Source organism: Corallococcus sp. AB032C, assembly GCF_003668935.1.
GTDB classification, from domain to species: Bacteria; Myxococcota; Myxococcia; order Myxococcales; family Myxococcaceae; genus Corallococcus; species Corallococcus exiguus.
The window spans coordinates 1-10,456 of the sequence record NZ_RAWP01000182.1 but is presented as its reverse complement, the minus strand read 5'-3'; the positions used below and the strand labels follow the sequence as shown (position 1 = coordinate 10,456).

The 10,456-nt window shown below is 68.8% G+C and carries 10 protein-coding genes; 9 read left to right on the top strand and 1 reads right to left on the bottom strand.

Annotated features, from left to right (window positions below):
• The first annotated feature begins 33 nt into the window (after positions 1–33).
• The 9 genes from D7X99_RS40215 to D7X99_RS40170 all read left to right on the top strand — a co-directional run bounded on the left by D7X99_RS40215 (position 34) and on the right by D7X99_RS40170 (position 8,895).
• The gene (locus D7X99_RS40215; protein WP_121782361.1) at positions 34–1,404 is read left to right on the top strand and encodes a multicopper oxidase family protein; all 1,371 of its coding nucleotides are present in this window, start codon (positions 34–36) and stop codon (positions 1,402–1,404) included.
• A 136-nt stretch (positions 1,405–1,540) separates the two neighbouring features.
• Positions 1,541–3,214 carry a GAF domain-containing sensor histidine kinase gene (locus D7X99_RS40210; protein WP_121782360.1) on the top strand — a complete coding sequence of 558 codons (1,674 nt, stop codon included), beginning with the start codon at positions 1,541–1,543 and terminating at the stop codon, positions 3,212–3,214.
• Positions 3,215–3,370: 156 nt separating this feature from the next.
• Positions 3,371–3,670 (top strand): PRC-barrel domain containing protein, encoded by a 300-nt coding sequence (locus D7X99_RS40200; RefSeq protein WP_169820054.1) that lies wholly within the window; start codon positions 3,371–3,373, stop codon positions 3,668–3,670.
• 44 nt (positions 3,671–3,714) lie between these two features.
• A complete protein-coding gene (locus D7X99_RS40195; protein ID WP_121782359.1) occupies positions 3,715–4,407 on the top strand; it encodes a VOC family protein in 693 nt (230 codons plus the stop codon).
• A 65-nt stretch (positions 4,408–4,472) separates the two neighbouring features.
• A complete protein-coding gene (locus D7X99_RS40190) occupies positions 4,473–4,958 on the top strand; it encodes a PH domain-containing protein (protein ID WP_120579581.1) in 486 nt (161 codons plus the stop codon).
• A complete protein-coding gene (locus D7X99_RS40185; protein ID WP_121782358.1) occupies positions 4,948–6,459 on the top strand; it encodes a PH domain-containing protein in 1,512 nt (503 codons plus the stop codon). Before D7X99_RS40190 ends, D7X99_RS40185 begins: the two co-directional genes overlap by 11 nt.
• Before the next feature lie 525 nt (positions 6,460–6,984).
• Positions 6,985–7,902 (top strand): DUF2380 domain-containing protein, encoded by a 918-nt coding sequence (locus D7X99_RS44110; protein ID WP_233614149.1) that lies wholly within the window; start codon positions 6,985–6,987, stop codon positions 7,900–7,902.
• Positions 7,899–8,369, top strand: a complete 471-nt coding sequence (locus tag D7X99_RS40175) for an NUDIX hydrolase (protein ID WP_121754799.1) — start codon at positions 7,899–7,901, stop codon at positions 8,367–8,369. Before D7X99_RS44110 ends, D7X99_RS40175 begins: the two co-directional genes overlap by 4 nt.
• Positions 8,370–8,424: 55 nt before the next feature.
• Complete coding sequence (locus tag D7X99_RS40170) at positions 8,425–8,895, top strand: NUDIX hydrolase (protein ID WP_121782356.1); 471 nt, start codon at positions 8,425–8,427, stop codon at positions 8,893–8,895.
• Positions 8,896–8,901: 6 nt separating this feature from the next.
• On the opposite strand, the gene dhaL is transcribed toward D7X99_RS40170, so the two are convergent.
• Positions 8,902–10,456 (bottom strand): dihydroxyacetone kinase subunit DhaL (gene dhaL / locus D7X99_RS40165; protein ID WP_121782355.1); only part of this gene is annotated, 1,555 nt, incomplete at its 5' end.

Sequence of the window (10,456 nt, the reverse complement as noted above, 5' to 3'; positions counted from 1 at the left end):
CCCCCACTCCCCCTCCTTCTCCCGAGCCCACCCATGAGCACCATGAAGCCCACTGACGAAACCCAGGGCCCCTCCGAGGACACGAAGCCCGAAGCTCCCTCACTCACGCGCCGCGGGCTGCTCGCGCGCACGGGCGCGACGCTGGCGACGGGCGCCCTGTTGATGCACGGCCGCGCCGCCCAGGCGCAATCCAGCGTGCCCGCCGCGAAAGCCCCGCGCGAGGCGTCCACGGCGGGCCATGGCTACCGTCCCGTCGTCGTGCCCAACGGCGCGAAGCTGCCGTGGAAGAACGTGGGCGGCGTGAAGGTGTTCCACCTGGTGGCCCAGGAGGTGGAGCACGAGTTCGCGCCCGGCCTCAAGGCCACGTGCTGGGGCTACAACGGCCACGTGCACGGGCCCACCATCGAGGTGGTGGAGGGCGACCGCGTGCGCTTCTACGTCACGAACCGGCTGCCCGCGTCCACCACGGTGCACTGGCACGGCGTCCTCACCCCCAGCGGCATGGACGGCGTGGGCGGGCTGAACCAGAAGGCCATCGCGCCGGGAGAGACATACCGGTACGAGTTCAAGGTACGTCAGTCGGGGACGTGCATGTATCACTCGCACCACGACGAGATGACGCAGATGGCGCTCGGCATGGTGGGCCTGTTCATCATCCACCCGCGCAAGCCGGTGGGGCCGCGAGTGGACCGCGACTTCGCCATCATGCTGCACGAGTGGCGCATCGACCCGGGCACGCGGCGTCCGGACCCCAACGAGATGACGGACTTCAACATCCTGACGATGAACGCGAAGGCGTTCCCCGGCACGGATCCGCTGGTGGTGCGCAAGGGCGAGCGGGTGCGGATCCGCTTCGGCAACCTGAGCGCGATGGACCACCACCCCATCCACCTGCACGGCTACCAGTTCCGCATCACGGACACGGACGGAGGCCGCATCCCGGAGAGCGCGCAGTGGCCGGAGACGACGGTGCTGGTGCCCACGGGCAGCACCCGCACCATCGAGTTCGTGGCGGACGAACCCGGTGACTGGGCCATGCACTGCCACATGACCCACCACGTGATGAACCAGATGGGCCACGACCTGCCGAACATGGTCGGCGTGAAGCCCGGAGACCTGGACGCGAAGGTACGCCCGTTGCTGCCCGGCTACATGACGATGGGACAGACGGGCATGGGGGACATGGCGGGCATGCACCACATGCCCATGCCCGCGAACTCCATCGCCATGGTCGGCGGCAAGGGGCCCTACGACGAGATCACCATGGGAGGAATGTTCACGATCCTCAAGGTGCGCGACCGGCTGGAGGGGGATGGCGATCCCGGCTGGTACACGCCGCCGCCGGGGACGCTGGCGCAGCTCGCCCAGGTGGATGAGCTGCGCCGGGACGGCATCGACGTCTAGGCAGCCAGGCCGCCCTCACGCCTGACTGCTGCCCGGGGGTAGGCACCCTCCCCAATCGGTCCTTCTGTTGCATCAGGGGCCCACGACGACCACCTTGTTGTGCGGCCTCAAGGGATTCGATGACAGGGGAAGGACCATGGCGAGCATCGCGGAGGCCATCCGCAGCCATCACTCGGAGATCATGCAGTGTTGGATGGACGAGGCGACCCGGGCCGCATCAGCCCGTGGCCTGGAACAGCCCGAGTTCAGGAACGTCATGCCCATCTATCTCGCGTCCCTCATGGAAGCGCGGGCAGCGGGCGGTGATGGCGACAACCAGCAGCGGCAGCACGTCGAAAGCCATGTGTCCGCACGGCTTCGCCAGGGCTTCCATGTGGCGGAGGTCGTCGAGGAGTTCGCCATCCTGGGACGGTGCATCACCCAGACCTGGGCCACCACGCCTCCCGGCGAGCAGCCCGACGGGCATGACGTCGAGCGGCTCTACACCGAGCTGCACGTCGCCATGGAGTCCGTCGCGGACCTCTTCGGCAAACACCTGCTGGAGGAAGAACAGACAGAGAAGCGCTACCTGCGGCTCCTCCAGAAAGTGGCCGGCGAGGCCCTCAGGCTGGACGAACCGAGCAGCCGGAGCCAATTGAAGGAGCTGCTCGAAATCATCCTGGAGGCCATGGGCGCCCAGAGCTGCGCCTTGTTGCTGTACGCGTCAGAGGACGAGCGCCTGGTCACCGCGGCCTCCGCGGGAGCCGGCAACGAGCAACTGGAACACTACGCGACCTCCCTGGACCCCAAGTCCTTTCCCGGGAGCATCGTGGAGGCGGGCGAGGAGACCTACTCCCTCCGGGACGCCACGACCACGACGCTCGAGGTGAGCGAGTCGCTCCGCCAGGGAGGGATCCACTCCGTGCTCGGGGTCCGGCTGCCCGCCCACCGGGCCCTGACGGGCGTGCTCTACGTCGGGCTGACCAACACCCGTGAGTTCACCGGCCGGGAGAAGCAGCGGCTCCAGACGCTGGGCCAGCACCTGAGCGTCCACCTGGAGAACGCCCGGCTGTACACGAACCTCCAGGAGAAGGTCGAAGCGCTCGAGACCGAGCGCGGCCTCCGCGAGCAGTTCGTCACCATCCTGGCCCATGATCTCCGTGGCCCCTTGTCGACGGCGAAGATGGGGGCGCACGCGCTCCTCCGGGATCCGGAGAAGCTGGAGGCGCGACGCGACCTGGCGCTGCGGATCGACCGGAACATCGAACGGGCGGACCAGATGGTACGGGACCTGCTCGACGCCAATCGCATCCAAGCGGGCCAACGGCTGCCGCTCCGGCTCGACACGTGTGACCTGGGAAGCATCGCCCACGACGTCGTCGAGGAGCTGACGATGCTCCATGGAGGGCGCTTCGTGCTCGAGGCGGAGGAGCACGTCCGGGGCATCTGGAGCGCCGAAGAGCTGCGCCGCGCCTTGTGGAACCTGGGCACCAACGCCCTCAAGTACGGAGCGGCCGACAGCCGCATCACCTTCACCGTCACGGCGACCGGCGCGCAAGCGCAAGCCTCCGTGCACAACCAGGGGCCGGCGATCGCGCGTGCCGACCAGGAGGCCATCTTCAAGCCCTTCATCCGGACCCGCTCCGCGAAGACGGGGCCGTCGAAGGGCTGGGGACTGGGACTGACGCTGGTGTGGGGGTGCGCCCAGGCGCACGGTGGAAGGGTCGAGCTGACGAGCGACGCCGGCAGCGGAACGACCTTCCGCCTGATGCTGCCCTGGGACGCCCGCCCGTTCCAGGCGGACCCGAACGGGTCGGAGCTCGCCGGATAGGATTCGGGCCACCCCTGACAGGAGATGAAGCTCATCCGGCTCACGCCTGCTTCGCTGTGCAGGCATGCGGAGCCCCGTCCGTCACCCGTGCGGATGGATGACGGCACTTCACTCGCGGCATCCCCACCTTTGTGAGCGAACGGAGGAACAACCCCCATGCAATTCGCGGAAAGCGTCACCCAGGGCCGTATGGTCGTCACGGCCGGAGGTCAGGCGCTCGGGAACGTGGAGACCTTGTCCATCGACAGCGAGACCTGGAAGATCGACACCATCCAGGTGAAGTTGACTTCGGAAGCTTCCGAGCAGTTCGGCGTCTACTGGAACTACTTCCACGCGGGGCGCATCTACGTGCCGACGCGACTGGTGCATTCGGTGAGTGACACCGTGCTCCTCTCCGTCAGCATCGATGAGCTCCGTGAGGTGCTCTCCCAGGACTCCGCCAGCGCCCCCAGCTGAGCACGGCTTTACTTCCTCCGGGCCCGTCCACTACGAGAAGCCCGATGAAGAACGGCTTCTGCTGGTACGAGTTGCGCTCTCCCAGGCCCGGCGAGGCGCGGCGCTTCTACCTGGACGTCCTGGGAATGGACGTCGCGTGGGAAGTCTCCCTGCTGCCCGAAGCCGCCGCCGCCCGTGGTGCTCCGAGTCACTGGCTGGGACACATCCACGTTTCCGACCTGGAGTCCTTCGTGGAGCGCTTCGTCGCGCTCGGCGCGGAGCGGCTCGGGCCTCCGAGGCGGTCCACGGAAGGCATCGCCTCCACCGTGCTGCGGGATCCGCTGGGCGCGGTGGTCGCACTGACCTCCCGGGCCGGGCGGAACACGCACGCGGAATTGGCGTGGCACGAACTGCACACGGCCGACCATGCCCGCGCCCTGGGCCTCTACAGCGGCCTGTTCGGCTGGCGGCCGACGGAAGCACTCCAGCTGTCCCCCGAGGTCGGGACGTATCAACAGTTCACCTGGCATGAGGATGGGCGCAGCGTGGGGGCGGCCTGTAGCACCGCGCGCCTCCCGCACATCCATCCGCACTGGCTCTTCTATTTCGCTGTCGACGACCTGGACCGCGCCCTCGCCGCGGTCATCGAGGGTGGAGGGCTCGTGGCCAACGGCACGCACGTCATGCCCGATGGAACACGCGTCGCGCCGTGTGAGGACCCGCACCGCGCCGCGTTCGGCCTGCGTCAGGCGCCGTAACATGAAGCCCTGTTCAGCTTTACAGGCTTGATGGAGTAGATTCGCGGTCCCCTCGGAGGCTCCCCATGACCGCCCCTCTGCCGACGCTGGAACGCCTTCCTCGTGGAGCGCTCACGTTGTTCCGCATCCGGGCGCTCCTGCGCATGGGCATCTACGGTGGAATCGCGTTCGCCGTGGCTCTGGGGTTGAGCTTCGCAGGCAACGAGCACTGGCCGTTCCTGCTGCCGTGCGCGGTGGTGCTGGGATTGAGCGTGTTGACGTCGTGGTATCCGCAACGCGCGCACGAGCGCTGGGGCTGGGCGCTGCGTGAGCACGACCTGGTCATCTCCCACGGAGTACTCCTGCACGAAGTGGTGTCCATCCCGGCGGGGCGCATCCAGCACGTGGACGTGCACCAGGGCCCCATCGAGCGGTCACTGGGGCTCGCGCGCCTGCAGATCTACACGGCCGCGGGCAGTGGCGCGGACGGAGAGATTCCCGGATTGACGCGGGAGACCGCGGACGCCCTGCGCGAGCGGTTGGTGCGGCGCGAGGCCGACGATGTCGTCTGAGCCGGTGGCGCTGGCCCCGCCGGAGGAGGTGTCCTGGAAGCGGCTGAGCGCGAAGGCGCCGCTCGCGGCGTTGGTGCCCCTGTCGGGGACGATTGGCCGCATGCTCCTGGGCGCGTTGCTGCCCACGTACTTCGCGGGTGAGCGCGGCCTGCCGGTGGTCCTCTGGGTGATCGTGCTGAGCATGGCCGTGCTGCTGCTCGCCGCCATGCTCTATGAAGTGGCCACGACGAGCTACCGCGTGGTGGACGCCCAGCTGGAGATCCGGTCCGGCGTCTTCACGCGCACCTCACGGTTCATCGAAGCCGCGCGGGTGCAGAACACGGAGGTCTTGCAGCCCTTCGTGTCGAAGCTGCTCGGGCTGGTGGAGGTGAAGGTGGAGACGGCCTCCGGAGGCAAGGCGGACGGCCATCTGCGAGGACTGGCGCCAGAGGATGCACAGGCGTTGATCCAAGCACTCCAGACCGTGCGAGGCGAAGGCACTGCAACGGTGCTCCTGCCCGGCGAAGCCGCGCCGGAGGAACGCGTCCTCTCCGAAGCCCATCTGGGTGGCCTGCTGCTCTACGGCGCGACCGCGCTGGGCTTGGGCGTCATCGCGGTGGTGATGGGCGCGTTGCACGAAATCACCGAGACCTTCCACAAGCTGCTGCTGCCATGGATGGAGGCGCACTGGGACGCGGTGGCGGCGCCGGGCATGGGCTGGCTGGCCGCGACGGTGGCGGCGCTCGCGGGGTTGTTCGGCCTGTGGCTGGTGAGTGGCGCGCGAGCGGTGTTGCAGTTCCATGGCTTCCGGCTGGTCGACACGGGCACGCACCTGCGAGCGGTGGGAGGGCTGATCACCCGCCGGCAGGTGACGGTGCGGCGTGCGCGAATCCAGCAGGTGGTGCTGGATGAACCGTTCCTGCGCCGCACGCTGGGCTTCGGCTCGGTGGAGGTGGAGACAGCGGGCGTTCGCACGGGCAAGGAGGCCGCCGACCGCGCGGAGCTGCTGGTGCCAGTGGTGCCCACGGCGCGCATGCCGGAGTTGCTGCGGGAGTTCGTGCCTGAGCTGCCTGATGCGATGCCATTCCAGCGAGCGCATCCCAAGGCACTCCAGCGGGCACGCGTCCGCGCGGTGGGCCTGAGCGTGCTGGTGGCGGCGCCAGCGACCTGGTTCTGGGGAGCCTGGGGCGCGGTGGCCTGGCTGCTGCTGCCCGCGCAGTTGCTGGGAGCCTGGTTCGACTGGCGCTTCCAGGGATGGCTCCTCACGGAAGCCCTGGTGGTGGTGCGCCAGGGCTTCTGGCGCAGGCGCACGACGGTGGTGCAGCGCTCTCGCATCCAGTCCGTGCGCGCGAGGCAGGGGCCGCTGGAGCGCGGCTACGGCATCGGGCACGTGCGCATCGACGTGGCGGGTTCGCACGTCATCCTGCCTGGCGTGGGCTGGGAGGAAGCACAGTCGCTCATCGACGTGCTCCCGGCCCGGCGTCCCGCGCGCCGCGTGTCGCCTGTACGGCTTCCCGGATAGGCCTCGACACAGGGAGGGCCCATGCGCGATTGGGTTTTGTCGTTGTGCGCGGTGTTGATTGTCTCAGGATGCGCGGGCGTGGAGGCGCCTGAGCGCCGTAGCGGTTCGCGTGTGCTTCGCCAGAGGGCGGCCTTCGCACCAACGGACTCGCCGGAGCGTCGGCGCTCCCCTGCCCCCCGGACCCGAGCAGGTGGGGATTCGTTCGATCCGCTCACCCATCAGGCAGTCATCGAAGCCCTTGGGGAAGTGCAGGACACGGTGGATGGGGTCGCCAGGGCGCTCCCCAGGCTCGCGGAGAACACGAAGGGTCTGGGAGGCTTTGACGGCGTCTTCACCCGGTACACCGACTACGGCTCCATCCAGGTGCCATGGCTGCGGGGCGCGACCGCGAGAGCCATTTCGCTCGCGAACGCATCGGAGACGATCGAGGACTCGGACATGCGAGCGGGAATCCTCCGTCTGACAGGTCCACGACTCGAGGCCGTCATCTCCGGCGCGATGCTTCTGGCCACATGGCTCGACTTCTTGCGGCTCGCGGAGGTCATCCAGCAGGAGTGCCCCTTCTACGGAGCTGAGCGGCTGTTCGTGGACCTGGACCGTGTGCGGAAGCGGATCGAGCCAGCCATGACGGCGCTCGCGTCAATGGACCCCGACAAGGTGCAGGCCACTGCGACCGCGATGCCTGAACTGATGGGGCAGCTCACCCGGGAGTTTCAGTCCATCCAGGAAGGTGCGCGCGGAGCGATGGAGCGCGGCGGGAGGGTCGTCGCGGCGGCCCAGTTCCTTGAAATGCTCACGCTGGTTTCAGCCCTGAAGGCGACGCTGCCAAGGCCGCCCCCCGCCGCTCCCGTCACGCTCGGTGTCGGGCTCGTGATGGGCTCGGGAGGCGTGATGCTGGGCTCGCGCATCGTCGTCACCGCCGAGTGGGTCGAGCGGATGCGCAGGCTGGTGCAGGCGGGAGTCATCTCCGCGCCCGTCGTCAGCGCGGCGGTCCGCATCCACGCGGGTCAGGTGCTGATGGCGCAGGCGAAGCAGGACCTGCCCAACGGTGTGCGCGAGGCGCTGGGAGACAGCCCCGAAGTTCGCGCCATGCACGAGACCGGCAGGGCCGGAGCCGGGATGTCCAGCGCACCGAAGCACCACGTCATGCCGCAGGAGCATCGCGAGTGGTTCGAGAAGCGCGGGTTCACGGGCGAGATGAGCATCGACCAGTTCTGCGTCCGGCTGGAGCAGTCACACCACGAGGCGATTCACGGCGGCGGCGACTGGAAGTTGGGTCGTACCTGGACCGGGGAATGGAACCAGCTGATCATGCGCCTCTTGAAGAATTCCGAGAGAGCAACGGGCCGCCCATTGACACGAAATGAAATCCTGAACACCGTCGCGGAGAACATGAGGCTCTATCGCATTCCAATGCGGTTCATCTCTGGGAGGAAACGATGACTGATGGGCGTGCCTGGCAGGGCAATTGGAAGGCCCGCCTCTACGAGAGAGTCCGTGAACGTGGTTATGACTCCCTCACCGCATTCGCCGATGCACGTCCTGCCGTACCACTGGCTGAGCTGGCGGATGAACTGGGCAAGGACGATGTCGCTGGCGTGCAGTTGCTGAGCGGCTTGCTTGCTGAGTCAGAACAGCACAAGCGGGTCACGCGTTTCGTCCGGGACGTCTTGGTACGCATGTTGTCGCAGAGTCTCCCCAACGGCTGGCCGTCCGTCGTCGATGACACTTCTCGCTTCCAGATCGGCAAGGCGCTCGGGTCATGGTCTGCCTACATTCCTGATGCGTATCAGGAGCGCGCGGATCAGGTGATGGCGTCGTTCAGAGCCACGCCACCTCCCCCCGGCTGGCGCCCCCTCGGCCCCGACGACGAACTGCTCCTCATGCTCCTGCCGGACAAGGAAGCCTGATCGCTCAGCACAATGTCCGTCCAGCGCCTTTGAGCTTCATACCTACGAGACGACAATGACCGACGGACGCTCGTGGCAGGGAAACTGGAAGGTTCGCATGTATGAGCGGGTCCTCAAACGCGGTCACACCTCGCTCACGGACTTCGCCGATGCGCGCCCCACTGCTTCGCTGGTGGAACTGGCAGAGGATTTGGGGAAGGGCGACATCGCAGGAGCCCAGATCCTGAGCGGGCTGTTCACCGAGGCAGAGCGTCGCAACCAGGTTACGCGATTCGTACGCGGCGTACTCGTGCGCATGCTTTCGCAAAGCCTTCCCCACGGCTGGCCAGCCGTGATGGATGACGCTTCGCGGTTCGCGGTCGCCAAGGCGCTCGGCCGTTGGAGTGGTTACACGCCAGAGTCCCACCAGCAGCGTGCGGATCAGCTCATGGCGTCCCTGCGCGCCAACCCGCCGCCACCCGGCTGGCGCCCACTTGGCCCTGACGACGCACTCCTCCTCACGCTCCTGCCCGACAACGAAGCCTGATCCGCGTCACCCCGCGCGCTCACCCAGCGCCTTCATCCAGATGACGACCGCCACGGCCCCCGCGTCCGGAACCCCCTTCGCGCGCTCCCCCAGGTAGCTGGCCCGGCCCAATCGCGGCGACATGCTCGACGTCGCCTCCGCGCCCTGCTCCGCCGCGCGCGTCGCCTCCACCCACGCCTCCCCCAGCGTCTTCCCCTCCCGGACCGCGCGCACGAGCGTCACCGCCGCCGGATGCAGCGCATCCACCATCGTCCGGTCTCCCGGCTTCGCCCCGCCCAGCTCCGACACCGCTTCCACACCCACTTCGAACGCCTTCGCCCAGGCCGCCGCGTCCGCCGGCTTGCTCGCCAGGAAGCGCGCCGCCCGCAGCAGCGCCGTCGCGTAGAACGGCCCGGAGCTGCCGCCGATGTTCCGGCGCAACGCCTGTCCCAGCTCCGTCAACGCACCGGACGGCGTGGCCCAAGCCTCCTCCGGCAACGCGCGAATCGCCGCCGCGCCACGCGCCAGGCTCAAACCCAGATCTCCATCCCCCGCCTTGCTGTCCAGCTCCGTCAGCCGAGCCTCGGCCGCGTCCCAGGCGTCCGCCACCGCCAGCGCCGCCGCGCGCACCCGCGGCATCATCGGCTGCGGCTTCGGATGCCCCTTCACCGTCGGCAGCGCGGCGCGCGTGGGCACCACCTGGCGCCGCGTCACCACCTGCCCACGACCCGGCCACGCTGGCGCCTCCGTCGGCGCGTCCAACCGCGCGAGTCGCGCGTCATCTACCTTCAGCAACGTCAGCGAACACCCCGGCATCTCCAAGGCCGACAGGAACGTGCCCTGCCACGCGCGCTCCACCGTCACGCCTCGCTCCGCCAGGAACGCCAGCGCCCGGCGCGTCACGATGGCCAGCTCCATGGGCGGCGTCCCTCCCAGCCCATTCACCATCAACGCCACCCGGTCGCCCCGGCCCACCTTCCGGTCCTCCACGATGGTCGACAACATCGTGTCCGCCAGCGCGTCCGCGGGCTGCAACGCCACCCGGCGCACGCCCTGCTCGCCGTGGATGCCCAGCCCCAGCTCCACCTCGCCCTCCCCCAACGTGAAGCCCGGCCGGCCCGCTGCCGGCACCGTGCACGGCCCCAACGCCACTCCCATGCTGCCCAGCGCCGCCGCTGCCTCCGAGGCCTCGCGCGCCACCTCCGCCAGCGACGCTCCCGCCGCCGCCGCGGCCCCCGCCACCTTGTGCACCAGCACCACGCCGGCGATGCCCCGGCGCCGCTCGGGCTCCACCGTCTCCCGCAGCGACACGTCGTCCGCCACCACCACCACTTCCGTCGGAATCCCCTCCGCTCGCGCCAGCTCCGCCGCGAGCCCGAAGTTGAGCCGGTCCCCCGTGTAGTTCTTCACGATGAGCAGCGCCCCCGCCGTCCCCGACACCGCCCGGATCGCCGCCAGCACCGCGTCCGAGCTGGGTGACGTGAACACGTCCCCCGCCACCGCCGCGTGCAGCATCCCCGTCCCCACGTAGCCCGCGTGCGCCGGCTCGTGGCCGCTGCCCCCACCCGACAACACCGCCACC

Excerpts from the sequence above, each read along its gene's own strand:
- D7X99_RS40215 (WP_121782361.1), top strand. The coding sequence starts at position 34 with ATGAGCACCATGAAGCCCACTGACGAAACCCAGGGCCCCTCCGAGGAC.
- D7X99_RS40210 (WP_121782360.1), top strand. The coding sequence starts at position 1,541 with ATGGCGAGCATCGCGGAGGCCATCCGCAGCCATCACTCGGAGATCATG.
- D7X99_RS40200 (WP_169820054.1), top strand. The coding sequence starts at position 3,371 with ATGCAATTCGCGGAAAGCGTCACCCAGGGCCGTATGGTCGTCACGGCC.
- D7X99_RS40195 (WP_121782359.1), top strand. The coding sequence starts at position 3,715 with ATGAAGAACGGCTTCTGCTGGTACGAGTTGCGCTCTCCCAGGCCCGGC.
- D7X99_RS40190 (WP_120579581.1), top strand. The coding sequence starts at position 4,473 with ATGACCGCCCCTCTGCCGACGCTGGAACGCCTTCCTCGTGGAGCGCTC.
- D7X99_RS40185 (WP_121782358.1), top strand. The coding sequence starts at position 4,948 with ATGTCGTCTGAGCCGGTGGCGCTGGCCCCGCCGGAGGAGGTGTCCTGG.
- D7X99_RS40175 (WP_121754799.1), top strand. The coding sequence starts at position 7,899 with ATGACTGATGGGCGTGCCTGGCAGGGCAATTGGAAGGCCCGCCTCTAC.
- D7X99_RS40170 (WP_121782356.1), top strand. The coding sequence starts at position 8,425 with ATGACCGACGGACGCTCGTGGCAGGGAAACTGGAAGGTTCGCATGTAT.